Source organism: Legionella drozanskii LLAP-1 (assembly GCF_001467585.1).
GTDB lineage: Bacteria > Pseudomonadota > Gammaproteobacteria > Legionellales > Legionellaceae > Tatlockia > Tatlockia drozanskii.
Genome location: NZ_LNXY01000020.1, coordinates 701,565 through 727,156, shown reverse-complemented (window position 1 = coordinate 727,156; position 25,592 = coordinate 701,565). Strand labels below are relative to the sequence as shown.

The following is a 25,592-nucleotide window of genomic DNA, read 5'->3' as shown; positions in this document are numbered from 1 at the left end:
TAGAGCGAGCCAATAACTCATTTTAATTCTACGCTGGTGAGTTTTGCGAATAATCAGTAAACTATTCTTTTAACCATTAAAAACATCATGAACCTAAACTTAAATAATATTGCTGAACTATTTAATAGTTCCTTTTCAAGTGATCCATTAATTAATGGGGTTTGCATTGATAGCCGTAAGGTAAAATCAGGCGATTTATTCGTTGCCTTGCAAGGGGAAAATTTTGATGGTCACGATTTTATTAAAGATGCAGTTGCAAAAGGTGCTGTCGCGGTGATCTGTAGTCGAGCGAATGCTGAACTAAATGTTCCCCAAATCCAAGTAACAGATACGCTACAAGCATTAGCAAAATTGGCCACTCATTATCGTTTAACTCTCCACTGTCCTGTCATTGCACTGACAGGAAGTAATGGTAAAACCACTGTGAAAGAAATGATTTCTTCTATTTTGCCTAAACCTGCTCACGCAACCCCTGGAAACTTAAATAATCATATCGGAGCTCCTTTAAGCGTGCTGCAATTATTACCCGAACACCGTTATGCAGTTTTTGAATTAGGCGCTAATCATATCGGAGAGATTGCTCATACTGTTGCGGTGGTTAAACCTCAAGTGGCGCTGATTAATAATATTGCGCCAGCCCACATAGAAGGCTTTGGCTCCATTGAGGGTGTCGCGCGCGCTAAAGGTGAGATTTATCAAGGTCTCAGCGCTGATGGTACCGCAGTCGTTAATGATGATGATAACTATGCTCATTTCTGGGATGAGTCGCTAGGGGATAAAAAGGTATTACGATTTTCTTTAACAAAACCAGTTGATGTTTATGCACAAGAGCTCTCGTTTAATGAAGCAGGTTATGCCTCCTTTGATCTTGTATTACCCACCGGGCACGCACAAGTCAGTTTACAAGTTCCGGGGGAACACTCCGTGCGTAATGCCTTGGCGGCTGCCAGCTGTTGTCATGCGGTAGGTATTTCCTTGACTGATATTGTTCAAGGGTTAAACCAATTTCGTGGTGTAGCGGGACGAATGACGTTTCTTGCTGGCAAAAATAATTCTCTTATTATTGATGATACTTATAACGCTAATCTGCGTTCCGTGCTTACCGCGATTGACGTGCTTGCAAAACGACAAGGGCAGCGAATTCTCGTCTTGGGAAATTTAGGAGAGCTTGGCGCCTGGACAAGAGAGCATCATGAAGAGATCGGGCGTGTCGCTCAGCAGCGCGGTATTGATCGATTAATGACTTGCGGTACGCACAGTGAATATAGTGCTCAAACATTTGGTTCTGCAGCAAAACATTATAAAAATCAAGAAGAGTTGGCGCGAGATTTGCTCCCCGAACTAAATAAGTACACTACGGTTCTAGTAAAAGGTTCGCGCTCTGCTGCGATGGAAAAAATAGTACATCAATTGGTGTGCTGAACACTTTAATTGCATAACTTAACTTTTTTGAGAGGTAAAAAAAGATGCTTTATTGGCTAACACAGCTATTACAAGGGCAGTATCATGCATTTCGAGTGTTCCAATATTTGACTTTTCGTTCTATTTTGGCAGCTTTAACCGCGCTGCTTGTCGGATTGTTTTGCGGTCCTTTGATGATTAAGTGGCTGAGAAATTTACAAATCGGTCAAATGGTACGCGATGATGGGCCGAAATCTCATTTATCAAAAGCAGGAACCCCAACAATGGGGGGCGTATTGATTTTACTAGCTGTGCTAGTGAGTAGTTTGCTATGGGGCGATCTCCACCAACCTGCTCTCTGGTTGGTCATGTTAGTTACCGCTAGTTTTGGTCTTGTCGGTTGGATTGACGATTATCGTAAAGTAGTAAGAAAAAATTCCAAAGGGTTACCTGGGCGATGGAAATATTTTTGGCAATCGGTGATTGCGCTCGCTGCGGTGGTTTTCCTCTATTTAAGCCCCGATATTCCTGTTAGTTCACAATTAACAGTCCCTTTTTTCAAAAACTTATTGATTAATCTCGGACCATTATTTCCTTTGCTCGCGTATTTCGTCATTGTAGGCAGCTCTAATGCAGTAAATTTAACGGATGGATTAGATGGTTTAGCAATCATGCCCATTGTTATGGTGGCTGGTGCGCTGGGTGTTTTTGCTTATGCAAGTTCTAATGCCTTGTACGCTCATTATTTAGCCATTCCTTATGTACCCAACACGGGGGAACTTACGATTTTTTGCTCAGCATTGGTTGGTGCGGGGCTGGGTTTTCTTTGGTATAACAGTTACCCTGCACAGGTTTTTATGGGCGATGTAGGTTCTTTGTCGCTCGGAGCTGCTCTCGGGATTGTAGCGATTATAGTCCGGCAAGAATTGGTATTACTCATCATGGGTGGTTTATTTGTAATCGAAACTCTGTCCGTTATTTTGCAAGTGGGGTATTTTAAATATACGGGTGGTAAGCGTTTATTTCGCATGGCCCCGCTCCACCATCATTTTGAATTAAAAGGATGGTCTGAGCCCAAGGTCATTGTGCGCTTTTGGATTATGACGGTAGTCTTTGTACTTTGCGGGTTAGCAACTCTAAAATTAAGATAGGTGCGATCATGAGCCAACCACTTTATTTAGTCGCAGGTTTAGGCAAAACAGGACATTCCATTGCCAATTATTTACGCCGACGCGATAAGCCTTTTGTAGTGTTCGACACGCGGCGTGAAGTTGAGGGATTATCCGAATTTACTAGCGAATTTCCAGGGGTGGAAGTGTTTTTAGGCGCATTTCCTACCGTCCTGTTTGACCAGTTAGACGGCATCATTACAAGCCCTGGTGTGTCGCTTGACGAGCCCTTTTTGCAACAAGCCTTTCAACTTAATATTCCTGTCTACGGAGACATTGAATGCCTAGCGCGTGAACTAAAAGTACCTGTGGTAGCAATTACAGGGACAAATGGTAAATCAACCGTCACCACCTTAGTCGGGGAAATGGCAAAAGCCGCTGGGTTATCCGTTGCGGTTGCTGGAAATATTGGTTTACCCGTCCTGGATTTATTGGATAATGGAATTCAATATGATTTGTGGGTGCTAGAGTTATCCAGTTTTCAGCTGGATTTAACGCATTCTCTAAAACCTAGAGCTGCGACTATTCTTAACATTTCTCCTGATCATTTAGATAGACATCGTACTTTGGCTGCTTATATCGAGGCAAAACATCGGGTTTACCAAGACGCAGAATTTATTTTGTATAACCGAGACGATCGGGTTACCTATCCTAAAAATGAAGCTTTATCGATCAGTTATGGTCTAGATACGCCCGCAGAAGGGGAATGGGGTATCACTGAAAAGCAGGGTGTTAATTATCTTGCTCAAGGAAGCTTTCTTTTATTAGCTGTCGATCAATTGCGCATTAAGGGAAAACATAATTGGCAAAATGCGTTGGCTGCCTGTGCTTTGGCAACTGCGGTTGGTGTTAAGCCTGAGTTTATGATTAAAGTATTAGAGACTTTTTCAGGTTTACCTCATCGTTGTCAATGGGTCCGAAATTTAAATGGAGTGGATTGGATTAATGACTCAAAAGGAACAAATATAGGAGCAGCTATCTCTGCTATTTCTGGAATAGGAGGTTCCATGCAAGGAAAGATTGTATTAATCGCCGGGGGAATTGGAAAAGGAGCTGATTTCACTGAACTGCGCACCCCAATGGCTGATTATGTCCGTTCGGTCGTGTTAATTGGCGAAGATGCTGATAAAATTCAAGCTGCTTTATCCAATGTTGTACCAGTGCTGCGAGCGCCCTCACTTGATGGCGCTGTTAATCTCGCAAAATCGCAAGCAATGCCTGGTGATGTCGTTTTATTATCACCGGCTTGTGCTAGTTTTGATATGTTCAAAGATTTTAATCATCGTGGCGAATCATTCGCTAACTTAGTAGGGCAATTGTGAGTATTTATGCAGCCTCGTCATTATAATCAACGCGGTAAACCAACGAATAAACCCATCGCACTCTATGACAAATGGTTAATGGGTGCTGTATTGGGTTTATTAATTATTGGGCTAATGATGGTTGCTTCAAGCTCTGTCATGATATCAACGAAATATTATCATCAACCTTTTCATTTTTTAATTCGCCAATCCTGCTATTTATTTGCTGGATTTATAGTAGCTCTTGCGGTGATGCGTGTTGACAGTGCGGTTTGGGAAAAAATAAGCACGCCCCTATTGTTGATTTGCTTATTAATGTTATTGATTGTTTTAGTGCCTGGTATTGGTCGCTCGGTGAATGGTAGTCGACGCTGGCTTGCTTTAGGGCCAATAGGCATCCAAGTATCTGAGCTGGCTAAAATGACAATGATTTTTTATGTGGCCGGCTACTTAGTGCGACAACAAGCGAGCGTCCAAAGAAGTATCTTAGGTTTTATTAAGCCCATGATTATTTTAGGTGTAATTGCTGTTTTATTGCTCAGGGAGCCTGATTTTGGTGCTACCGTGGTTATTACCGGTACAGTAATGGCGATGCTATTTTTGGCTGGCGTAAAATTGCGTTATTATATAGGTTTGGTGATTGTTGTTATTGGTTGTCTTGTCGTGCTTGCTTTGTCTTCACCTTATCGAGTGGCTCGGTTAACAGCCTTTCTCGATCCTTGGGCTGACCAATTTAATTCTGGCTATCAACTTACTCAGTCGCTCATCGCATTTGGACGCGGTGGTTGGTTAGGTGTAGGACTGGGCGATAGTGTCCAAAAGTTGTTCTATTTACCGGAAGCGCATACGGATTTTCTGTTTGCTGTACTTGCAGAAGAACTAGGGTTGCTAGGTGTGACTCTGGTACTGATTCTTTATAGTATACTAGTTGTAAGAGGGCTAATGATTGGTTTCACAGCGCATAGCCAAGAACGATTATTTGCAGCTTTCACTGCTTATGGTTTGACGTTTTGGTTAGGATTGCAAGCAGCCATCAATATGGGGGTCAACTCAGGATTATTGCCTACAAAAGGTTTAACCTTGCCCATGTTGAGTTATGGTGGAGCTAGCATGGTTGTGAATTGTGTGGTCATTGCCCTTCTTCTTCGCATTGATCATGAAAATCGTTGGCATGCTCTAGGATTGAGGTCGCCGACATCATAATCCTTAAAAGTAGGTATGAAAGATGCTTCTACTTTTCTAGGATAACGAATAGGGGAACTTTGTGAACAATGTAGAACAGTTCTTGTCACCAAGGATGGGGCGAGTTGAGCAGATTCATTTTGTTGGTATAGGTGGTGCTGGTATGTGCGGCATCGCGGAAGTATTACATAATCAAGGCTATCGGATCACAGGTTCTGATCTGAGTGACAGCCGTGTAGTGCAACACTTACAGTCCTTAGGGATTAAAGTCTATATCGGGCATCAAGTTGAGAATATAGAGGGTGCCGATGTGGTTGTGAGATCCACAGCCGTCGAAGCGGACAACCCTGAAATTATTGCGGCTCAAGAGAAATCAATTCCCGTTATTCCTCGCGCAGCGATGCTTGCGGAGTTAATGCGTTTTCGCCACGGCATTGCTATTGCTGGTACGCATGGTAAAACAACAACAACGAGTCTTGTTAGTAGTATCTTAGCCGAAGGCGGTTTAGATCCCAGTTTTGTTATCGGGGGGAAACTGAATAGCTGCGGCTCCAACGCTCAGCTAGGCAAATCAGCGTATTTTGTGGCAGAAGCCGACGAAAGTGACGCCTCATTTTTATTCTTAAAACCCATGATGGCAGTAGTAACCAATATTGATGCCGATCATATGGGTACCTATGATGATAATTTTGATAAATTACGCAATACCTTTATTGAGTTTTTACATCATTTACCCTTTTACGGATTGGCAGTGCTTTGTCTTGAAGACGAAGAAGTTCGCAATATTATGCCCTCAGTACAGCGACCAATACAAACCTATGGATTCAGAGAAGATGCTCATTATCGTGCTCTCGAATGGACTCAAAAGGGGTTGTTAAGCGAATTTAAAGTACAACGCCCAGCACCGCATGCTCCTCTAACTATTCAATTTAACTGGCCAGGACGCCATAATGTACTTAACGCTTTAGCTGCCATTGTTATCGCAACCGAGCTTGGTGTGAGCGATGAGGCCATTGTCAATGGATTGTTTAAATTCGAAGGTGTAGGTAGACGTTTTCAAATGCTTGGAGAGAAACGTTTTGAACATGGTTCGGCAATTGTGGTCGATGATTATGGACATCATCCACAAGAAATCAGAACAACTATTGATGCTTTCCGTCGTGTTTGGCCTGACAAACGTTTGATTCATGTGTTTCAACCGCATCGTTATAGCCGCACGCAATCATTATTTGAGCAATTTGTGAATGTACTCTGTTTAGCTGACGAGTTACTGTTATTAGATATTTATTCAGCAGGAGAACAGGCAATTCCTGGGTTGACAAGTGAGACCTTGTTACAGCAAATTAGCCAAAAACGGCCCAATGCTCGGTTAGTTACTTCACAAAATCTTACCGAGATACTCAATGAGTTAATTAGAGATGGAAACGTTATTTTAATGCAGGGCGCCGGTAGTATCGGTCAAATGGCACTTAATCTGATGCAGACAATGAGAGAATCAGCGTGAACACTTCAGAAGAAATAACTTTAAGCCGAGGCTCTTATCAAGGACAGCTACTTTTCAATGAGCTTTTAGCTGATTATACTACCTGGCGTGTAGGTGGAAGAGCAAAAAAGCTCTATAAACCCGCAGGCATTGCTGATTTAGCTCTGTTTATTAAACAGCTGCCTATAGAAGAGCCGCTATTATGGTTAGGTTTAGGTTCTAATTCCCTGATTCGAGATGTTGGTTTTTCTGGAACAGTGGTATTAACGCAAGGATGTCTGAAAGAAATCAGTCTACTAGACGAGGAGTTAGTCTATGTTGAGGCTGGTGTTTCTTGCGCTACGATGGCGCGTTATTGTGCACGAGCGAATCTTGCAGGCGGCGAATTTTGGGCTGGAATTCCTGGTACGATGGGTGGTGCGCTGCGGATGAATGCTGGCTGTTTTGGTGGCGAAACTTGGCAAACAGTGGTTGAAGTGAAAACCATGACACGTGATGGTGAAATTAGAGTGCGTAAACCAGAAGAGTTCGACATTGCCTATCGTCATGTTTCTGGGCTAGAAAATGAATGGTTTATCGCAGCAACTTGCCGCTTGGCTCAGGGGCAAAAAGAAAAATCGCTGCAACTTATTAAAGAATTATTAGCGCATCGTGCTGAGACTCAACCAACTAGCGAATATAATTGTGGCTCTGTTTTTAGAAATCCTCCGGGTAATTTTGCGGCGCGTCTTATTGAATCCTGCGGATTAAAAGGCAAGCAACTAGGCGGTGCTGTGGTCTCCACAAAACATGCCAATTTTATAATTAATCAACAAGGTGGCGCCTCAGCGAGCGATATTGAATCCCTCATTGAATTAGTGCGTGATACTGTGCATAAGGCGACGAATATCGATTTAATTCGTGAAGTGCACATCATTGGAGATCTTTAATGTCAAAAATAAAACTAGTTTTGCTCTATGGTGGCAAGTCTGGTGAACACGAAATTTCATTAATTTCTGCAGCGTCAGTATTAGCGCATTTGGATGCTAATAAATATCAGATTGTTCCTGTTGGAATGGATAAAGAGGGGCGCTTTTATCAAAACGATTACCAAGAGCTGCTGGCATTTAAAGAGAGTCTTCCCGTTGTAACTCCGCGCTCACGTCCACTCGCAGGCCTATTAGTTGATGGTCATCTTGCTGTTGATGCAGAAGTAGTTTTCCCAGTCGTCCATGGCCCTCTTTATGAAGACGGCTGTTTACAAGGGATCTTGGAATTAGCCGGTGTCTCTTATGTGGGCTGCGATGTGCTCTCTTCTGCGATTGGAATGGATAAAGATATGGCACGACGTCTTGCCTGCAGCGATGGAATACGTTCAGCACGTTATCGCCTGTTATCTTGGCATAGTTCAGCGCAAGAAAAACAACAATTTTGTCAGCAGGTAGTTGCCGAGTTGGGTTGGCCATTATTTGTTAAACCTTGCTCATTGGGTTCGAGCGTTGGTATTCATAAAGTAAAAAACAATGAAGAGCTTGCTAGAGCTATTGAGGATGCATTACGTTATGATGAAACTATTTTAGTGGAAGAATATATTTCAGGACGAGAAATTGAATTAGCCGTCCTTGAAGGTACGGTACCTTTTTCTGTACCTAGAGTAAGTTTAGCGGGTGAAATTTGTGTTAATCATGCCGATGGATTTTATTCTTATACGGCAAAATATTTGGAAAGCAATCAAACTGAATTGCATGTTCCGGCAACGCTTAATGAAGGGATGACAAAACAATTACAAGAAATTGCTGCTGAAATTTTTACACGGTTGAAATGTAGAGGAATGGCGCGTGTTGATTTCTTTGTGAATGAACAAACTGGTAACATTTATTTTAATGAAATCAATACCTTACCAGGATTCACGTCGATTAGCATGTATCCAAAATTGTGGCAAGCTAGCGGTTTAAAATATCCAGAACTATTAGATGAATTGATAAGCTTAGCAATGACGCATCAGCGTTGTCGTCAGCAATTGATCACTAGTTATCAGTAGAAATAGAGATAGGGAAAGGAATGGATGGGTGCTGAGACTGGGCGCTTACGCTACACAGGCTTTTTAATGATCTTAGTGGCTGCGGCATTTATTTTGGCCGCACGGCTGCTCTATTCCTATGCGGCAGACCCACAGCGATTTCCTATTAATACTGTTAAAATTGTAGCAAGTTATCAACACGTCACTCATAAACAGCTTGAATCTATTTTAGCAGGCTATTTAAGTTCCAGTTTTTTTACTCTTTCAGTACATCGCTTATATGCCGATTTGGCCGCTCTTGATTGGGCAGATCAAGTTCAAATTGAGCGCATATGGCCAGATGCTCTAAAAATTACTCTAGTTGAGAAAAATCCAGTCGCAACTTGGAACGATGCAATGATGACTGAAGAGGGTGAAATCTTTAATAAAGGTGGGGCATTATCCGATTCATCATTGCCTCATTTAACGGGACCTATTAATCAGCAGAAAGAAGTCTTACAAGTTTACAAAAAAATGAGTAAGATATTATCAATCTATGGATTACACGCAGCGGCATTAGAATGGCGAAATAATCATGCCTGGGAACTTATTCTGGCAAATGGTTTGCAGTTGCGTTTAGGTAAACGGGATTTAGATACGCGAATAATACGATTCTGCAAAGCTTATCCTGCTGTATTTGCAGAGCGAGCAGATCAATTAGCAAGTGTTGATTTACGGTATCCGCGAGGCATGGCGGTGCAATGGAAAAATAAAACAAGTTAACACTTATTAAAAATGACTGAACGGGAAGATAATGGCAAAAAAATTAGAAAAAAATATCATCACCGGTTTAGATATTGGAACTTCCAAAGTTGTTGCACTCATTGGTGAAGTAACTGCAGATGGTGCAATAGAAATTATTGGTATAGGAAGTCATCCTTCCCGCGGATTAAAACGAGGTGTCGTTGTCGATATTGAGGCAACAGTCAATACAATTCAGCGAGCAGTTCAAGAGGCGGAGCTTAAAGCCGGTTGTGAGGTGCACACCGTCTACGCTGGTATTGCCGGTAGTCATATACGGAGTTTGAATTCTCACGGTATTGTAGCGATTCGGGATCTGGAAGTATCTCAAGCGGATGTGGAACGGGTCATCGATGCGGCTAAAGCAGTCGCAATTCCGGCTGATCAAAAAATTCTTCATATCTTACCGCAAGAATTTATTATTGATAACCAAGGAAGTATTCGTGAGCCTATTGGTATGGCTGGGGTTCGTTTAGAAGCGAGAGTACATATCGTGACAGGTGCAGTCAGTGCTGCGCAAAATATTGCTAAATGCGTTCGTCGCTGCGGCTTGGAAGTAAATGATATTATTCTCGAGCAGCTTGCTGCAAGCCATGCTGTGCTTACCGAGGATGAAAAAGAACTTGGTGTTTGCTTGATTGATATTGGTGGCGGAACAACGGATATTGCCATATTTGCTGAAGGTGCTATTCAATATACAACGGTTATTCCAATTGCTGGGGATCAAGTCACTAATGATATCGCAATGGCTTTACGCACTCCTACCAAGGCAGCAGAAGCTATTAAAATTTCTCATGCTTTTGCAATGCCAGAATTAGCAAGTGCTAGTGAAATGCTAGAAGTTTTAAGTGTGAGCGAGAGGCCAGGGCGAAAAATTTCAGCTAAGGTACTTTCCGAAGTTGTTTCCGCTCGTTATGAAGAATTATTTTCTTTAGTCCGCAATGAATTAAGACGCAGTGGTTTTGAACAACGAATCGCAGCAGGAATGGTGATGACTGGGGGCGGTTCATGCATTAAAGGTGCAATTGAATTAGCCGAGATGTGTTTTGAAATGCCAGTTCGTCAAGGCTGTGCTCATCATGTTTCAGGTTTAGTTGATGCAACGACAAATCCTTCATTAGCGACAGGAGTAGGTTTATTGCTTCATGGCTATCAACAACAGTACGAAGGTGGTTACAATGGTTCAAACATGAGCGATAATAGCAAAGGCATGTGGGCGCGAATGAAAGAATGGTTTCACGGTAATTTTTAGTTTTATCTAATTGCAGAATTTTAGTGGAGAGGTCTAATGTTTGAATTAACGGAAAGTCAACAAGACAATGCCGTGATTAAGGTCGTTGGTGTTGGTGGTGGCGGCGGCAATGCTGTTGAACATATGGTGGCAGAAAAAATTGATTTTGTTGAATTTATTTGTGCTAATACAGACGCTCAAGCCCTAAAAAATTCGAATGCGAAAATTCATATCCAATTAGGCGACGAATTAACCAAAGGCTTAGGTGCTGGCGCGAACCCTAAGATTGGACGTGAAGCTGCAGAGGAAGATCGAGATAGAATTCGAGACGTGCTCTCAGGCGCTGATATGGTTTTTATTACTGCGGGTATGGGCGGTGGAACAGGTACAGGGGCTGCGCCTGTTTTTGCAGAAGTAGCAAAAGAATTAGGTATCCTCACGGTTGCAGTGGTTACTAAGCCCTTTTCTTTTGAAGGAAAGCAACGCGCCCTAGCTGCGGAAGAGGGAATTCGACGCCTGGCGGAAAGTGTAGATTCTTTAATTACTATACCTAATAACAAATTATTAAGCGTCCTCGGTAAAAATATTAGCCTCGTTAATGCGTTTAAAGCGGCAAATAACGTGCTTTTGGGCGCAGTAAAAGGTATTTCCGATTTGATTACACGTCCTGGTTTAATCAACGTAGATTTCGCCGATGTTCGCACTGTTATGTCAGAAATGGGTATGGCAATGATGGGAACTGGTAGTGCTACTGGAGAACAAAGAGCACGCCAAGCGGCAGAAGCCGCAATTGCTTCTCCTTTGTTGGAAGATGTCAATTTCTCCGGTGCGCGTGGCATTTTAGTCAATATCACCGCTGGCCTAGATATGTCTATCGGTGAGTTTGAAGAAGTCGGTGATGTGGTAAAAGAGTTTATTTCTGATGATGCAACAGTTGTCGTGGGTACGGTTATCGATCCAAATATGACTGATGAAATGCGAGTGACCGTTATTGTTACTGGTTTGGGGGACGCACGAGTTCGTGGTCAACAGCACACGACATTAGCTAAAGCTCGTATGATGGAGTCAACACGTAGCGACGGTTCTCTTGATTATCAGCAGCTTGATAGACCAGCTGTGATGCGTAAACAAGCCGCTGCACCAGCAAAATCAGCCAGTGAATTTTCAATTCCTGATGTTGATTATCTGGATATCCCAGCTTTCTTGCGGCGCCAAGAAGAACAAGTAGAGTGACCTAAGAACGGTTCCATCCGTTCTTGGGTAGTACAGATAAACTGTAACAGATAGTCGACGTCGTTTTAATGAAGTATCAACTTAAATTGCTTCACTTCGTTTGCAAAGAAGTCAGTTCGGTTTTATTTGAATAAGTATGCACTTAGCTTGTTTAGGTAGCATGAGAAAATTAGACAGCTCAATAAATTGCTGCTATGATTCGGCGGTTTATTGCGCTTAAAATATGGGATATCTGAAAAGGTGAAAACTGAATGATAAAACAAAGAACTCCTAAGAAAGTCATTCAAGCAACAGGGGTTGGTTTACACTCCGGAGATAAGGTCTATCTGACCTTACGACCTGCTCCCATTAATACCGGCATCATTTTTAGACGTACTGATTTAGATCCAGTGATTGAAATTCCTGCTTTGTATGATCAGGTTGGCGATACTATGTTGTGCACCTCTCTACAAAAAGATGGAGTAAAAGTAGCTACTGTCGAGCATTTACTTTCTGCTTTCGCAGGATTAGGAATTGACAATGCCTATGTGGATGTCAATGCTGCAGAGCTTCCTATTATGGATGGAAGTGCTGCGCCTTTTGTATTCCTCATTCAATCAGCTGGTATTCGCGAGCAAAGTGCTGCGAAGCGATTCATTCGAATTTTAAAACCTATCCGTGTGGAAGATAATGGCAAATACGTACAATTTTTGCCCTATAACGGTTGTAAGGTTTCGTTTACGATAGATTTTGATCACCCCGTTTTTAATGATAAACCTCAAACAGCTACTTTTGATTTTTCAACCACGTCTTATGTAAAAGAGGTATGTCGGGCAAGAACCTTTGGTTTTCTGTCTGATTATGAAAAATTAAGAGAATGTGATCTCGCAAAAGGTGGTAGTTTAGACAATGCCATTGTTGTGGATGAGTACCGCGTGTTAAATGAAGACGGTTTACGCTTTGAAAGCGAATTTGTTACGCATAAAGTACTTGATGCAATTGGAGATATTTATCTCTTAGGTTGCGGTTTAATTGGTGCCTTTGAGGGCCACAAGTCAGGCCATGGACTCAATAATCGCTTATTACGTGAGTTGATGGTACGCCAGGATGCGTGGGAATATACCTACTTTGATGCAGAAAATTATCAGCCTACTTTCTTTGCGGATATGCTCCCTGCTGAGGCTTAAATCCTTCAGATTCTCTGTGTTGCTACAGTACAGGTTTACCGTTTGAAATCTGGCGAATCCCCGCGGTCAAAGCCATGAGGATTCGCTGAGCCATAGAAAGCCCCTCTCTAGACATTACTTCCTAATGCCGATTGTCATTATTCATCCTTATCCCTAGCCAGATGGCTCAATGCGGTTTTTAATGGCGGATAAGTGCAAAGTTCACTGGCAGTACGAATATTATCCCGAGCAGATGAGGAAAGTTCCATTTGATTAGCTTGTTTATCGGTAATCATTTGATCAACTTGGTCAATGACAGCAATCTTGATCGATGTTAATTGATACAGGCCTTCTTTTCTTAATTTGTCTCGCAAATCAGGAACAGCATACCGAAGTTCCGTCGCCCAAGAGGAATTGGTAGTAGTGATTAATAAACAACCCTTATTAAACGAACCCACCAGGCAATGATCGCCTAAAGGCGAAAACAAATGTTCTTTGAGCTTACGATTCAATTCATCTAATTGAACTGCTTGTTGACAGATATTCAGTAACTGCGCATTTAAACAACGATTGATAGGTCGAATCATAATAATTGGTTTGATACCGCAAACGCCTAGCATAGCAAATTTATAGCATCTGCAATATACTCATGGGACTTCAAGTTTCAGGTTTAAAATGGTCGAAACCGGTTTTTTAGATGAGAGGATAAAGATGACAGAAAGCAATGTGGTATATTTGGCAAGACTTCATTGGGTTCTGTTTATTTGGCCGATTGTACTTGCTTGCATTGCAATGTTAATTGGCATAGAAATTCATCAACTCAAAGAAGTGGCGCTATTTTTTGTATTGTTTGCTCTGATTTGGGGAATTATGAATTGGGTTAATTATCATTTCTCTTCTCTCACGATCAAGAAAAAACAGGTTATTTTGCGCACCGGGATCTTAGTAAGGCAGACCATCGATATTCCTTTGGCTAAAATCGAAACAATCGATATCAGACAATCAGTGCTAGGGAGTATCTTTCGCTACGGTACACTCATTATTACTGGTACAGGTGGAACCCGCCATATGATAAATTTTCTGGAAAAACCACTGACTTGTAGACGTTATATCGAGCAGCTTATGCATGAACAATGAGCATTGGTCTAACGCTATTTTCAAGCAAAAAATGATATCGCTGTCTTCTTTAGGTGAGGGAAGACAGCATTCTCTTGAATTAATTGAGCTTAGCGATCAAAGCAAATGGGTTTGTAAGAAATTTTATTCACAAACCTGGTTGGGTAAGGTCGAGGAGTCCAACCTTGAGTTAACGGAAGAGCTAGCCGCACAAATAGCTGTCGAGCTAGGAATTACTTTTGCTGCCTACAGGAAAAATGATAAGTTTGTTTTCACAATAGAAGGCGTTAAAGCAATCATACGCCCCTACTGCGAAGGACAAGTGATAGAGGCAATTAATAAAGAGCAAGCACTAATATTGGGTGGGGTCTTAGCGCAATTACATTTACCCCATTTCTCGCAAAAAAATGCCCAACCATTTCCCGCAATACTGCTGCCAGGAAACCATGATTCTCATTCTCCTGTATGGGCACGAGAACTCATTAGTTTTTGTAATGACAATTCACATTATCAAGCAGAAAACTGGGTGTTTAGTCATCGTGATATTCATGCTGAGAACATTGTTTGGCGTGGAAAAAAAACACCACATCTGCTTGATTGGGAAAGCGCAGGGCTTATTCATCCGGCTATTGAACTGATCGGACTTGCTGAAAACTGTGCAGGCCTTGCTTATGGCGATTTTCAAGCGCAGCGCTTCCGTGCCACATTAATGGGTTATGGGCAGAGCACTAGAAAATTGCCCCCAATAGATTCCAAATTATGGATGCTCAGTTTTCATACTTGGCTTCTTTGGTATAGCTATTGTTTGCAGCAAAATTGGTTAGAAGAGGCGAAATATACTCTCGAGCTCATTGAATTTATCAGGGAAAATCTTCCGGAAATGCAGAAAATATATTCCAATTGTCAGTCTTTTTTTAGCAATTCTATTAGAGAATAACGATATGAAATTAATTGATTTACGATCTGATACCGTCACTAAGCCTAGTAAAGAAATGTTGAGCGCAATGATGAGTGCGGAAACAGGTGATGATGTTTACGGCGAGGATCCGACCGTAAAACGCTTGGAAAGCATGATTGCAGAAAAGGCCGGTATGGAGGCAGCTGTATTCGCACCATCGGGCACTCAATCCAACCTCATGGCTTTGATGGCACATTGTGAGCGTGGCGATGAGTATATTGTAGGTCAAACAGCACATACTTATATGTGGGAAGGGGGTGGAGCTGCTGTTTTAGGGAGTATTCAACCTCAACCCCTCGATTTTGCACAAGATGGCAGCTTACCACTTGAAAAAGTAGCTATGGCAATTAAACCGCTCGATTATCATCATCCTAGGACAAAATTACTTTGTTTGGAAAATACAACAGCAGGCCGAGTTTTGCCCCTTAATTATTTAAGACAGGTAAAGAATTTTTGTAAGCAGAATAAGCTGAATAATCATCTCGATGGCGCCAGAGTATTTAATGCGGCGGTAAAATTAGGTGTAAATCTCAGTGAGATTAGCAGTCAGTTTGATTCGATTTCTATTTGTTTATCTAAGGGGCTAGGAACGCCCGTGGGATCAATATTATGTGGTTCAGATGAGTTAATTGAAAGAGCAAGGCGCTGGCGAAAAGTCCTCGGTGGTGGAATGCGTCAAGCAGGTATTTTAGCGGCCGCAGGTATTTATGCTTTACAGCATAATATTGAGCGTTTGAGCGAAGATCATGAGAATGCCGCCTATCTTGCTCAGGCTTTGGCAGAAATTGATGAAATCGAAGTGGATCTGGCCTCCTTGCAAACTAATATTTTATTTATCCACGTGCAAGGAGATTATTTTGCTTTGCGAGATTATTTACTTCAACGAGGTATTTTGTTGGCTAAACAGCCTAATAAGGCGGGCAAAGTACGATGTGTAACCCATTTGGATATATCTCGTGATGAGATAGTGGAAGTGGTTAAGCAAGTGAAATCGTTTTATGTGAAGTAAGCTACACAAATTAATCTGTCTTGACTGGCATTGTTGCATAGGCGAATTGCATCGTAGCAACTGTCTTTAGAATATCGTCTATCTATCAAAGCGAATCCCCGCGGCTCTGCCCGAGGGGGCACGGGATCTAGCTCGCTCAGCTTTCTGGTCCCTATTGAAAATGGACCCCGTGGTCAAACCACGGGGATTCGCAACTATATCCGGCTTGATCATCAAAATAATCTAAGGGACTTATATTTTTATTAATAAAGAAATAAAAATATAAACAGAATATTTTAACTAAAGTCCAATTTAACAGCAGAAAGCGTAGGTAGAAAGTTGATTGATTCATTTTCCAGTAATAAGATTTTTTTGCAGACAAGTTTGATCCTATTTTCTCAAAAGAATGAGTTGATTTTGATTGTATTAAAACTTAGTGTTCAACTGTTTTTCATTTGGATATATCATCTATAAATTTATAGTTTTCTAGTGAATAATTAAGGGAATATTTACAATTTTACCACATTTCATTTCTTTCATTTTTAATGCCGATTTTATAAACTGATCCTGATTTGAAAAATTTAAGAGGATGTAATGAGAAAAATTCAAATTGAGAGGAAGCTATTTGAATTATTTGGTCATAAATTTTTAGTCTTTGAGAATTTTGAAGATAGCGATCTGAATATTGATGATGAACTAACTTACAAAGATGATAATAAAGATAAGCTAGTTGATATTTTTGTAGCTAATAAATTTTATTCAATTTGGAGCGATGAAAGACGTCATAATGCGAGTATAATTTGTGCATGTCATGGAAACCTCAAGATCATTATTGATTTTTTAAAGAAAATTGGCGTGTCTACGAGTTCTTACGCTACTTTTAATTGTCATTTACACGAAGCTGAGGATACGGTTCTATATATGACCTCGGAAGAAGCAATGCAGACCTTTATTAAGCATTTGTATTCGGGGAAAAAATTAAAAAAATTGTTATTTTCTTCAAATGTATTCCCGCTTAGAAAAAATAAAGTTTCGCAATTATAATATTATTATTTATTACGTTAAAAAATAGAATATATTTTATTATTTTAATTAAAACCACTGCAATTTTCATGCATATTGATTTAATTTAATGAAAGTATAAACTCCAAAATCTCACTCATAAATACAACCATATCCAAATAAAAACCTATTGTGGCAAGCCGCAAATCAGTAATAAATCCTCGGGCTTTTGTGCGAGGAAAGTGGGCTGGTATTGAGAAAGAATTTTTTCGGAGTTATAACCCCAAGTGACTGCTACAGACTTAACATTATTTTTCATTGCTGCTTCGATATCTCGAGTTTCATCGCAAATATAAAACAGGCTTGATTTGTCAATATTATATTTTTTAATGGTTCTTCTTAATAAATATTTTTTAGAAACAAAATTAGATTCATTATGAATAAATTTGAAGAGATGGCTCATTTGATGGGTTTCAAGCCATGACATTACATTCTCAATTGAATTAGAGGTTAAAATACCAAGAGAAAATTCGGCATGATATAGTTTTTCTAAGATAGGACTAATATTGGCAACCGGATTGATTCTAGGCATTTCTTTGTGCAAAAGTTTTCTTATTTGACGAATGAGTATTGGTATTTTATAGAAGGGGATTTTTAAAAATTTAATTAATTCTTTAGTGGACATTTCTCGTAACTGTTCGATTTCATGTTCCTCAATTTTTCTGAAGTGAAATACCTCAGCTAATTGATTCATTTTTTCAACGACGCAATTAAAACTATCAACTAAGGTTCCATCAAAATCAAAGAGTAGATACATAGCTAAATTCCCTTTTGTTAGCTGCATTTCTTTAAAATCATTTGCACTCAACTGTGACTTCTTCCAAGTCTAGTAATTGCTAACTAAATGACAGTTATCAATTTATTTGGATTCTTCTTTTTCTTCTTCCTTTGAAGTATAGTTACAACTTTCATTTGGGCAAATAATTTGACGACCAGAGCGTTTTGTTTCTTTAACAGTTAGTAAGGGCCATGCGCATTGTGGGCAAGGTTTATCAATAGGTTCGTTCCATAAAGCATAATCACATTTCGGATAATTGCCGCAGGAGTAAAATATTTTACCTTTGCGGGATTTGCGCTGGAGAATCTTAGCGCTTTGGCATTTAGGGCATTCAACGCCTGTGTCAGCCGGTTTTTCCAGCGGTTCCATATGTTTACATTGTGGGTAATTGCTACAGCCTATAAAACGTCCATAACGCCCTGATTTGATATGTAAAGGACTTCCGCAGTCTGAGCAAGTGCGTCCTTCAACCACTTCAGCTTCTACTTTTTCACCTTCATTATTAAGATCTTGGGTATAATCACATTCAGGATAGCCAGTACAGCCAATAAATCGACCACGCTTTCCTAAGCGAATTGCCAAGGGTTTGCTACATTTAGGGCATTCCTCATCAAGTGTTTCAGTTGTTACGTCCTTCCGTTGTACTTGTTCGTCTGTTATTTGAATTTGTTGAATAAAAGGTTGCCAAAACTCATCTAAAACAGGAATCCACTCCCTTTCTCCACGTGAGATCGCATCCAGAGTGTCCTCAAGTTGCGCCGTAAATTTGTAATCAACGTAGCGAGTAAAGTGGCCAGTGAGAAATCGGTTGACGATTCGACCGACGTCAGTTGGCACAAAACGCTTTTTATCAACAATGACATACTCACGCTGTTGTAAGGTGTGAATAATAGAGGCATAGGTAGAAGGGCGTCCAATATCGTATTCTTCTAATGCTTTAACAAGTGAAGCCTCGGAGTACCGCGGGGGTGGTTCAGTAAAATGTTGGTTCGCAAGAATGTCCTGCAATTTAATTTTTTCTCCAACGCTTAAAGAGGGTAATAAACCAGCACCCTCTTCATCCTTCGAATCATCATGACCTTCTTCGTAAACATTCAGGAAGCCTGGGAAAGCGATGGTCGAGCCATTTGCTCGAAACATATTGCCTTCACCACAAGTTAAATCGACTGCAACCGTATCTATCAATGCTTCAGCCATTTGGCAAGCAACAGTACGTTTCCAAATTAAGCTGTACAGCTTAAATTGATCAGCCGTAAGCGCTTGCTGCACCATTTCTGGTGTTCGCTTAATGGACGTTGGGCGAATTGCTTCATGGGCTTCTTGTGCGTTTTTTGACTTGGTTTTATAGACACGAGGACTTTTAGGGCAATTATCTTCCCCATAACGCTGAATAATATAGGAGCGAATTTCTTCAATTGCTTCAGCAGCTAGATTGACAGAGTCAGTACGCATATAAGAAATTAATCCCGTAGTGCCTGTACCAATATCGATTCCCTCATAGAGTTGCTGGGCTACCATCATGGTTTTACGAGCTGTAAAGCCTAATTTTCGCGCCGCTTCTTGTTGTAAAGTGGAAGTAATAAATGGAGCAGCCGGGTTACGTTTGCGCTGTTTCTTTTCGATATTATTAACGACTAAGTAACCTTGAGCTTGTTTGAGCAAGCTATCTCTAACGCGATGAGCATGTTCAGCCTCAGTCACAGAAAATTGCTGTAATTTTTCTTGTTGAAAATAAGTAAGTCGCGCTTCAAAGGGCTGATTATCATGTTGACATTGCGCGATTATTCGCCAATATTCTTGTGAAACAAATTGTTCAATTTCTTCTTCGCGCTCAACAATTAAGCGTAAAGCCGGACTTTGTACTCTACCCGCGGAGAGACCTCGGCGAATTTTTTTCCATAGCAAGGGTGAAAGATTAAAACCCACCAAATAATCCAATGCCCGTCTTGCTTGTTGAGCATTGACTAAATCCATTGAAATCGTTCGGGGATTTTTTATCGCGTCTTGGATCGCTGATTTGGTTATCTCATTGAAAAAAATACGGTGTACTTCTTTATCTTTTAGCAAATTCCGCTCTTTCATTAGCTCATAAACATGCCAAGATATCGCTTCGCCCTCGCGATCAGGGTCGGTTGCTAACAAGAGCGAATCGGAAGTTTTTAAAGCTTTTGCAATAGACTCAATATGACGAGCATTCTTTTCAATCGGACTATAAATCATTGCAAATTCTTTGTCAGGTTTCACTGAGCCTTTGCGTGGAGGCAGATCGCGCACGTGGCCATAGGAAGCCAGTACATCGTAATCTTTGCCCAAATACTTTTGTATAGTTTTAGCTTTCGCAGGAGACTCTACGATAACCAGGTGTTTGCTCATTGACTTTCCTTTGGTTGCTCAATGCAATGGTAACTTATCTTCTTTTTGGTATAGCACAAGATCAAGAAAAGCAAGTTGAGCAGCATCTAGATTTTCAGCAAGTGTATTGCGAATAGTCCATTTCGTTTCTTGCAAAGTAACAAAACGCGATTCTGAGAAAAGCAACTGATTAATAATCAATTCTAAGGTTTCAGGGGCCAAAATACCCCAAAGCATCAAGCGCGTTAAAAATTGATAACTCGCTTTTGTAAATTTTTGTTTTTCATCATCAGTGAATACGCGTATAGCAGTTTGCTTTGCGGATTTAAGGATAAGAGTTCGACTTTCAAGTGTAGAGGCATCATAAAGATCAGGGTCCTCCTGGTCATTTTGAGCATTTTTTTTATCACTTTCTTTTAATTGAGATAAACTTTTTTCAAAAAAATGCATTAACATTTCAAACAAGCTATCTTTCATATGAACACCTCATGTAACCGCCGGGGACTGCTTTAATTGTGCCCTCGATTTCTAATGTAGCCAAGCCACAAGCTACCTCTTCAACACTTAAACCACTTCGCTTAACAATTTGATCTACTGTTGTTATTTCAAAGCCAATGCACTTTACTAGGTTTTTGTTATCTCTGGCAAGGGATTGCGTAGTATTAGTTTGCTTTATTGTCAGATCTAACCCTAGTTCTTCGAGCACCTCTTGCCCTGAAGTTACTAATTTGGCTCCTTGCTGTAGTAGATGATGACATCCACGCGCTTGCGGATTGTGAATAGAGCCTGGTACTGCGAAAACGTCGCGATTTTGCTCCAATGCGAGTCGCGCTGTAATCAATGAACCGCTTTGAACTGCTGCCTCAACAACCAATGTGGCCAATGATAAACCACTTATTATACGATTTCTACGGGGGAAATGTCCAGCATTGGGCACTGCTTTCAAGGGAAATTCACTAATTAACAAGCCTTTTTCGCAAATTTTATGAGCTAAATGAAGATGTTGGCGTGGATAAATATAATCTATTCCCGTACCTAATACGGCGATGGTTTGCCCCTTTGCTTCCAAACAACCTTTATGAGCTTGCGCATCTACCCCTAATGCTAAACCACTTACAATAGTAAGCCCTGTGGAGGCTAATTCAAATGCTAAATGCCAAGCAGTTTCCGTACCTGTAATAGAAGGTTTGCGACTCCCTACGATGGCAATTGTTGCTTGTTGTAAACAAGACAATTCGCCGCGTAAATACAAAATAGGGGGTGGGTCGTAGATTTCTTTTAGCAAGAAAGGGTATTCGGGGTCATCCCAGCTCAGTAAATGGTGATTGTTTGATTCTTGCCAGAGTAAGTCTGCTTCTACGTCAGCAAGATTGAATTGTTTAATTGATTCGGCAAGCTGCTCAGAAAGCCCCGCTTGTTGTAATTGTTTAGAGGTTAGTTGAAACATTTCCTCAAGATTGGGCCAATGTGCCAGGAGTTTTAAGATCGTTCTGGGGCCGATCTGCTTGACTCTGTTAAGAGCAAGAAAATAATATTTATTATCCATAATGCTATCCATAGATACAAGATGAAAGCTTATTTTCATTGAGCTAAATATTGACATCTTGCAGCTTTGCGAGGTATTGGCGATAATAGCATGCAATATTCGCAATAAAATAGGTGTTTATGGCAATTCGTAAAATTATTTATTTGCCTGATGAACGGTTACGACAGGTTGCAAAACCAGTAGAACATTTTGACGATGAACTACAAACTTTGATTGATGATATGTTTGAAACTATGTATCACGCAAGAGGAGTTGGGCTTGCAGCACCCCAAATCGGAATCAGCTTGCGCCTTTCTGTGATCGATATTTCTGGTGATAAAAAACATCAGCTCGTGTTGATCAATCCTGAGATTATAGCTAGAGAAGGTGAGACTGAATATGAAGAAGGTTGCTTATCTGTACCCGGCGCTTATGACAAAGTGATGCGTGCAAATAAAGTGACCATTCGCGCTTTAGATCGTCATGGAAAAGAGTATGAAATGAGTGGCGATGGTATTTTGGGAGAGTGCTTCCAACATGAAATCGATCATCTAAACGGCAAGCTGTTTGTGGATTTATTGTCTCCATTGAAACGTGCAATCGCTCGTCGAAAACTTGATAAATTTAAGCGTCAACATTTACGGAAGCCATGAGTCAGTTGCACATAGTCTTTGCGGGTACCCCAGAGTTCACTCTGCCTTGTCTCGATGCCTTGGCTGCGTCCACCTATGAGTTGCTCGCTGTATACACTCAACCTGATAGACCAGCAGGCCGCGGTAGAAAGCTACAAGCTTCCGCAGTGAAGAGTTGGGCAATAAACCATCAAGTACCGATCTATCAACCACTCAACTTTAAGACCGAAGAGGCTGTCGCCGAATTGGCGGCATTGAAACCAGATTTATTGGTGGTGATTGCCTATGGCCTTATTTTGCCACAACGAATCTTAACCCTTCCTCGTTTAGGTTGTATTAATGTTCATGCTTCGTTGCTGCCACGTTGGCGAGGGGCTGCGCCTATCCAGCAAGCAATATTCAGTGGTGATCGAGAGACTGGGGTAACGATCATGCAAATGGATATTGGTATGGATACCGGCGATAAACTAGCTGAAGTGAGTTGTCCAATCACTGATCATGATACCGCTGGCAGTTTGCATGACAAATTAGCTGAACTAGCTGTGGCCCCTTTGCTTAAAACAATTGATGCTTTAGCAACCGGAACAGCAAAACCACAGGTTCAAGATAATAATCTAGCGACTTACGCAGCCAAAATCAAAAAAGAAGATGCAGCCATTAATTGGCAAAAAACAGCGATTGAAATCGATCGACAAATTCGAGCTTTTAATCCCTGGCCTATTGCCTACACGCAAGCTGGCGAAGAGTTATTACGTATTCACCGTGCTTATATTGTCGATATCACCAGCTCTAAGGCACCTGGAACTATCCTCGCTCTCGATAAAAGGGGAATGTTGGTCGCGACAGCTAAACAGGCAATCATGGTGGAAACAATTCAATTTTCTGGTTCAAGAGTAATGACAGTAGCTGACTGGTTAAATGCTGGTCGCTCACAACTTCATGTTAATTTGGTCTTACAATGAAAAAAAATGAGCGTTTAAAGGCACTACGCATTTTATTAAAGTTAGTTCAAGACAAAATTCCTTTATCTCATCTGATGCATTCAGAAGAAGATTTATCCCCGCTCTCAAAGGAAATCTGCTTCGGTGTTTGTCGCCATTATTACCGCTTACAGGCCTTAGCCGATTGCTTGATGAATAAACGCCCCAAAGTACAGGAGGTTTGGATTGTCATACTCATTGGTTTGTATCAGTTACATTACATGCAAAAGCCTGATTATGCTGTCGTAAAAGAAACCGTTGCTTTGCTTGAGCAATTAAAAAAGAGTTGGGCAAAGGGGCTGGTGAATGCGGTGCTTAGAGCATTCTGCAGGGAGCAAGCTATATTTTTATCTGGCTTAGAAGCGAATGAAGATTTTATTTATGGCCATCCTGGCTGGCTTATTAAGCGATTACAAGTGGATTGGCCGCATGACTGGCAAAGTATATTGAAAGCGAATGATAGCCATCCGCCCATGAGTTTGCGTGTTAATCAGCGTCAGCTTTCAAGAGAGCAATATCTCCAGCAATTGGAGCAACTTAATATTCAAGCGAAGCCCCATCCTTATTCTAGCCTTGGTTTGACGTTGGACGTTCCTTGCGATGTGCGTGATTTACCTGGTTTTGCTGCAGGAGAGGTTTCAGTGCAAGATGAATCCGCGCAACTCGCAGTATCTCTTCTAGAATTACAACCTGGTCTTCGTTTGCTTGATGCCTGCTGTGCACCTGGTGGCAAAACTTGTCATATTTTAGAAGCAGAATCTCAACTTGCTGAATGTGTGGCCCTGGATGTGGATGAAAAGCGCTTACAACGAGTTGCGGAAAATTTATCACGCCTAAATTTAAAAGCGAATCTATTGAAAGGCGATGCCCTTCAACCAGAAACCTGGTGGGATGGTAAACCTTTTGATCGTATTCTTCTCGATGCACCTTGTTCGGCAACAGGAGTTATTAGGCGTCAACCCGATATACGAATCTTACGCACTGAAGGCGAAATTAGTAGGATAGTTGAATTACAACTCCAATTATTGCAATCTCTATGGCAGTTATTAACGCCTAATGGGTTACTTGTCTATGCAACTTGCTCAGTAATGAAACAAGAAAATGAGCAGCAGATCGCTCGTTTCGTTGCAAACCAATCGGATTGCCAATTCGTCATGGGTAATAAACCTTGGGGGCAGGCGACAGGACATGGCTGGCAAATATTTCCTAGCGAAGTAAATGGGGACGGATTTTTTTATAGCGTTCTGCGTAAGTTGTAATTTGTGGAAAGACACAATCTTCCCCGCGGCGCTTAACTGGTGTTACCTAGTTGCTCTTCTGTACCGTCATTGGAAGAAGCGTGGCGACGAGACAAATCAGGGTTTCGAAGCTAAAGAATTATTTAACTTAAATTTGTACCTTGCTTCTGCCTCACTTTTTTCAGTAACGTCTGCGCACAGTTGGCGCTGTTGTGTAATTGAATTTAGCGTTTTGAATGGTAAAAGGGACTCTTTAATAAATGCAAATTAATTGGCCACTTGTTATCTTAGTATTTTGCCTCTCCTTACCGGGAACGTTTATCGCCATCCCGCGCCTCATTCATTTATTATTGCCTAATAATAGCGAAGAACTAAGGGCTCGAATTAGTCGTCTTGCTGTTGTTCAGACTCTAATTATGGTTTTATTGATGAGTTTAGCGGGGGCAGTCTTGTCTTTGCGTACCGGGCTTAAGGCTCCCATTTTAGAGGCCTTATTACTTGGTCAGCCAGCGCTGAATGCGATACAGAATCTAATCTTACCTGTTTTCCTTTATACTCTCGGCGGATTATTTGTTTTTTTGATTTTATATTATGCAGTTGTTGAATCTATTCTCGATGAACAAACCTTAAATACAATGAGGAAAATTCGTTCGGTATTGCGTCCCGATGGATGTATTCTTTATGGGGGGGTAGTTGAAGAAGTGCTAGCTCGCTGGGGATTGATGAACGTCCTCGTGTTTTTTTCAATTTTATTTTTGGGCCGCAGCACGCCGATACTCCTATGGGGGTCTATTTTTCTAAGTGGATTATTCTTCGGATTTGGACAATTGCCGACTTATTTAGCTGCAGGTTGCCAACCCAGTCGTCGTTTCATTTATGTCACTTTGCTACTAAATCTTTGGCAAGGAATTCTGTTTGGTTGGCTTTTTTGGCAATACGGTTTATTGGCTGCCATAGTTTCACATATGTTATTTCATCTTGGTTGGTCTCTGTACGATAAAGCGTAAAAATAATGTAAACCAAACGACATTTAATCTTG

The 25,592-nt window shown here is 41.1% G+C and carries 24 protein-coding genes; 19 read left to right on the top strand and 5 right to left on the bottom strand.

Annotated features, from left to right (window positions below):
• Positions 1-87 precede the first annotated feature (87 nt).
• The 11 genes from Ldro_RS07620 to lpxC all read left to right on the top strand — a co-directional run bounded on the left by Ldro_RS07620 (position 88) and on the right by lpxC (position 12,945).
• Positions 88-1,422 (top strand): UDP-N-acetylmuramoyl-tripeptide--D-alanyl-D-alanine ligase, encoded by a 1,335-nt coding sequence (locus Ldro_RS07620; protein WP_058495802.1) that lies wholly within the window; start codon positions 88-90, stop codon positions 1,420-1,422.
• 44 nt (positions 1,423-1,466) lie between these two features.
• Positions 1,467-2,552 (top strand): phospho-N-acetylmuramoyl-pentapeptide-transferase, encoded by a 1,086-nt coding sequence (gene mraY / locus Ldro_RS07615; RefSeq protein WP_058495801.1) that lies wholly within the window; start codon positions 1,467-1,469, stop codon positions 2,550-2,552.
• Between the two features lie 8 nt (positions 2,553-2,560).
• Positions 2,561-3,892 carry a UDP-N-acetylmuramoyl-L-alanine--D-glutamate ligase gene (gene murD / locus Ldro_RS07610; RefSeq protein WP_058495800.1) on the top strand — a complete coding sequence of 444 codons (1,332 nt, stop codon included), beginning with the start codon at positions 2,561-2,563 and terminating at the stop codon, positions 3,890-3,892.
• A 6-nt stretch (positions 3,893-3,898) separates the two neighbouring features.
• Positions 3,899-5,074: a putative lipid II flippase FtsW gene (gene ftsW / locus Ldro_RS07605; protein WP_058495799.1), complete on the top strand. Its 1,176-nt coding sequence runs from the start codon at positions 3,899-3,901 to the stop codon at positions 5,072-5,074.
• Between the two features lie 61 nt (positions 5,075-5,135).
• Complete coding sequence (murC, locus tag Ldro_RS07600; RefSeq protein ID WP_058495798.1) at positions 5,136-6,557, top strand: UDP-N-acetylmuramate--L-alanine ligase; 1,422 nt, start codon at positions 5,136-5,138, stop codon at positions 6,555-6,557.
• Positions 6,554-7,465, top strand: a complete 912-nt coding sequence (gene murB / locus Ldro_RS07595; protein ID WP_058495797.1) for a UDP-N-acetylmuramate dehydrogenase — start codon at positions 6,554-6,556, stop codon at positions 7,463-7,465. The genes murC and murB overlap by 4 nt, the downstream gene beginning before the upstream one ends.
• Positions 7,465-8,556 carry a D-alanine--D-alanine ligase family protein gene (locus Ldro_RS07590; protein ID WP_058495796.1) on the top strand — a complete coding sequence of 364 codons (1,092 nt, stop codon included), beginning with the start codon at positions 7,465-7,467 and terminating at the stop codon, positions 8,554-8,556. The genes murB and Ldro_RS07590 overlap by 1 nt, the downstream gene beginning before the upstream one ends.
• 24 nt (positions 8,557-8,580) lie before the next feature.
• Positions 8,581-9,297 carry a cell division protein FtsQ/DivIB gene (locus Ldro_RS07585; RefSeq protein WP_058495795.1) on the top strand — a complete coding sequence of 239 codons (717 nt, stop codon included), beginning with the start codon at positions 8,581-8,583 and terminating at the stop codon, positions 9,295-9,297.
• Between the two features lie 31 nt (positions 9,298-9,328).
• Positions 9,329-10,567, top strand: a complete 1,239-nt coding sequence (gene ftsA / locus Ldro_RS07580; protein ID WP_058495794.1) for a cell division protein FtsA — start codon at positions 9,329-9,331, stop codon at positions 10,565-10,567.
• A 36-nt stretch (positions 10,568-10,603) separates the two neighbouring features.
• On the top strand, positions 10,604-11,779 hold the full coding sequence (gene ftsZ, locus Ldro_RS07575; RefSeq protein WP_058495793.1) for a cell division protein FtsZ: 1,176 nt from the start codon (positions 10,604-10,606) through the stop codon (positions 11,777-11,779).
• A 251-nt stretch (positions 11,780-12,030) separates the two neighbouring features.
• Positions 12,031-12,945, top strand: a complete 915-nt coding sequence (gene lpxC, locus Ldro_RS07570) for a UDP-3-O-acyl-N-acetylglucosamine deacetylase (RefSeq protein WP_058495792.1) — start codon at positions 12,031-12,033, stop codon at positions 12,943-12,945.
• A gap of 137 nt (positions 12,946-13,082) precedes the next feature.
• Here lpxC and Ldro_RS07565 read toward each other — a convergent pair whose 3' ends face one another.
• Positions 13,083-13,511, bottom strand: a complete 429-nt coding sequence (locus Ldro_RS07565; RefSeq protein ID WP_238583989.1) for a DciA family protein — start codon at positions 13,509-13,511, stop codon at positions 13,083-13,085.
• A gap of 124 nt (positions 13,512-13,635) precedes the next feature.
• On the opposite strand from Ldro_RS07565, the gene Ldro_RS07560 reads away from it, so the two are divergent.
• From Ldro_RS07560 to Ldro_RS07545, 4 genes are all read left to right on the top strand, one after another.
• Positions 13,636-14,061, top strand: a complete 426-nt coding sequence (locus Ldro_RS07560) for a PH domain-containing protein (RefSeq protein ID WP_058495791.1) — start codon at positions 13,636-13,638, stop codon at positions 14,059-14,061.
• Positions 14,051-14,977, top strand: coding sequence for a phosphotransferase enzyme family protein (locus tag Ldro_RS07555; protein ID WP_058495790.1), 927 nt, complete (start codon positions 14,051-14,053; stop codon positions 14,975-14,977). The genes Ldro_RS07560 and Ldro_RS07555 overlap by 11 nt, the downstream gene beginning before the upstream one ends.
• 4 nt (positions 14,978-14,981) lie before the next feature.
• A complete protein-coding gene (ltaE, locus tag Ldro_RS07550; RefSeq protein ID WP_058495789.1) occupies positions 14,982-16,007 on the top strand; it encodes a low-specificity L-threonine aldolase in 1,026 nt (341 codons plus the stop codon).
• Between the two features lie 573 nt (positions 16,008-16,580).
• On the top strand, positions 16,581-17,030 hold the full coding sequence (locus tag Ldro_RS07545; protein ID WP_058495788.1) for a hypothetical protein: 450 nt from the start codon (positions 16,581-16,583) through the stop codon (positions 17,028-17,030).
• A 145-nt stretch (positions 17,031-17,175) separates the two neighbouring features.
• On the opposite strand, the gene Ldro_RS07540 is transcribed toward Ldro_RS07545, so the two are convergent.
• From Ldro_RS07540 to dprA, 4 genes are read right to left on the bottom strand one after another with little or no spacing between them, the layout of a single operon-like run.
• Complete coding sequence (locus Ldro_RS07540; RefSeq protein ID WP_238583988.1) at positions 17,176-17,856, bottom strand: HAD hydrolase-like protein; 681 nt, start codon at positions 17,854-17,856, stop codon at positions 17,176-17,178.
• A 51-nt stretch (positions 17,857-17,907) separates the two neighbouring features.
• The gene (topA, locus tag Ldro_RS07535) at positions 17,908-20,199 is read right to left on the bottom strand and encodes a type I DNA topoisomerase (protein WP_058495787.1); all 2,292 of its coding nucleotides are present in this window, start codon (positions 20,197-20,199) and stop codon (positions 17,908-17,910) included.
• 18 nt (positions 20,200-20,217) lie between these two features.
• Positions 20,218-20,655, bottom strand: a complete 438-nt coding sequence (locus Ldro_RS07530) for a DUF494 family protein (RefSeq protein ID WP_058495786.1) — start codon at positions 20,653-20,655, stop codon at positions 20,218-20,220.
• The gene (dprA, locus tag Ldro_RS07525) at positions 20,645-21,724 is read right to left on the bottom strand and encodes a DNA-processing protein DprA (protein WP_058495785.1); all 1,080 of its coding nucleotides are present in this window, start codon (positions 21,722-21,724) and stop codon (positions 20,645-20,647) included. The genes Ldro_RS07530 and dprA overlap by 11 nt, the downstream gene beginning before the upstream one ends.
• Before the next feature lie 119 nt (positions 21,725-21,843).
• Between dprA and def the strand changes: the two genes are divergently transcribed.
• The 4 genes from def (at position 21,844) to Ldro_RS07505 (ending at position 25,560) form a co-directional block, all read left to right on the top strand.
• Positions 21,844-22,356: a peptide deformylase gene (def, locus tag Ldro_RS07520; protein WP_058495784.1), complete on the top strand. Its 513-nt coding sequence runs from the start codon at positions 21,844-21,846 to the stop codon at positions 22,354-22,356.
• Positions 22,353-23,297: a methionyl-tRNA formyltransferase gene (fmt, locus tag Ldro_RS07515; protein WP_058495783.1), complete on the top strand. Its 945-nt coding sequence runs from the start codon at positions 22,353-22,355 to the stop codon at positions 23,295-23,297. Before def ends, fmt begins: the two co-directional genes overlap by 4 nt.
• Positions 23,294-24,574, top strand: a complete 1,281-nt coding sequence (rsmB, locus tag Ldro_RS07510; protein ID WP_058495782.1) for a 16S rRNA (cytosine(967)-C(5))-methyltransferase RsmB — start codon at positions 23,294-23,296, stop codon at positions 24,572-24,574. Before fmt ends, rsmB begins: the two co-directional genes overlap by 4 nt.
• 239 nt (positions 24,575-24,813) lie before the next feature.
• A complete protein-coding gene (locus Ldro_RS07505) occupies positions 24,814-25,560 on the top strand; it encodes a CPBP family glutamic-type intramembrane protease (RefSeq protein ID WP_058495781.1) in 747 nt (248 codons plus the stop codon).
• Positions 25,561-25,592 lie beyond the last annotated feature (32 nt).

What these genes read in the sequence shown, in the direction of transcription:
- Ldro_RS07620 (WP_058495802.1), top strand. Translation starts at nt 88, where the DNA reads ATGAACCTAAACTTAAATAATATTGCTGAACTATTTAATAGTTCCTTT.
- mraY (WP_058495801.1), top strand. Translation starts at nt 1,467, where the DNA reads ATGCTTTATTGGCTAACACAGCTATTACAAGGGCAGTATCATGCATTT.
- murD (WP_058495800.1), top strand. Translation starts at nt 2,561, where the DNA reads ATGAGCCAACCACTTTATTTAGTCGCAGGTTTAGGCAAAACAGGACAT.
- ftsW (WP_058495799.1), top strand. Translation starts at nt 3,899, where the DNA reads ATGCAGCCTCGTCATTATAATCAACGCGGTAAACCAACGAATAAACCC.
- Ldro_RS07590 (WP_058495796.1), top strand. Translation starts at nt 7,465, where the DNA reads ATGTCAAAAATAAAACTAGTTTTGCTCTATGGTGGCAAGTCTGGTGAA.
- Ldro_RS07585 (WP_058495795.1), top strand. Translation starts at nt 8,581, where the DNA reads ATGGGTGCTGAGACTGGGCGCTTACGCTACACAGGCTTTTTAATGATC.
- ftsA (WP_058495794.1), top strand. Translation starts at nt 9,329, where the DNA reads ATGGCAAAAAAATTAGAAAAAAATATCATCACCGGTTTAGATATTGGA.
- ftsZ (WP_058495793.1), top strand. Translation starts at nt 10,604, where the DNA reads ATGTTTGAATTAACGGAAAGTCAACAAGACAATGCCGTGATTAAGGTC.
- lpxC (WP_058495792.1), top strand. Translation starts at nt 12,031, where the DNA reads ATGATAAAACAAAGAACTCCTAAGAAAGTCATTCAAGCAACAGGGGTT.
- Ldro_RS07565 (WP_238583989.1), bottom strand. Translation starts at nt 13,511, where the DNA reads ATGATTCGACCTATCAATCGTTGTTTAAATGCGCAGTTACTGAATATC.
- Ldro_RS07560 (WP_058495791.1), top strand. Translation starts at nt 13,636, where the DNA reads ATGACAGAAAGCAATGTGGTATATTTGGCAAGACTTCATTGGGTTCTG.
- Ldro_RS07555 (WP_058495790.1), top strand. Translation starts at nt 14,051, where the DNA reads ATGAACAATGAGCATTGGTCTAACGCTATTTTCAAGCAAAAAATGATA.
- ltaE (WP_058495789.1), top strand. Translation starts at nt 14,982, where the DNA reads ATGAAATTAATTGATTTACGATCTGATACCGTCACTAAGCCTAGTAAA.
- Ldro_RS07545 (WP_058495788.1), top strand. Translation starts at nt 16,581, where the DNA reads ATGAGAAAAATTCAAATTGAGAGGAAGCTATTTGAATTATTTGGTCAT.
- topA (WP_058495787.1), bottom strand. Translation starts at nt 20,199, where the DNA reads ATGAGCAAACACCTGGTTATCGTAGAGTCTCCTGCGAAAGCTAAAACT.
- Ldro_RS07530 (WP_058495786.1), bottom strand. Translation starts at nt 20,655, where the DNA reads ATGAAAGATAGCTTGTTTGAAATGTTAATGCATTTTTTTGAAAAAAGT.
- dprA (WP_058495785.1), bottom strand. Translation starts at nt 21,724, where the DNA reads ATGGATAATAAATATTATTTTCTTGCTCTTAACAGAGTCAAGCAGATC.
- def (WP_058495784.1), top strand. Translation starts at nt 21,844, where the DNA reads ATGGCAATTCGTAAAATTATTTATTTGCCTGATGAACGGTTACGACAG.
- fmt (WP_058495783.1), top strand. Translation starts at nt 22,353, where the DNA reads ATGAGTCAGTTGCACATAGTCTTTGCGGGTACCCCAGAGTTCACTCTG.
- rsmB (WP_058495782.1), top strand. Translation starts at nt 23,294, where the DNA reads ATGAAAAAAAATGAGCGTTTAAAGGCACTACGCATTTTATTAAAGTTA.
- Ldro_RS07505 (WP_058495781.1), top strand. Translation starts at nt 24,814, where the DNA reads ATGCAAATTAATTGGCCACTTGTTATCTTAGTATTTTGCCTCTCCTTA.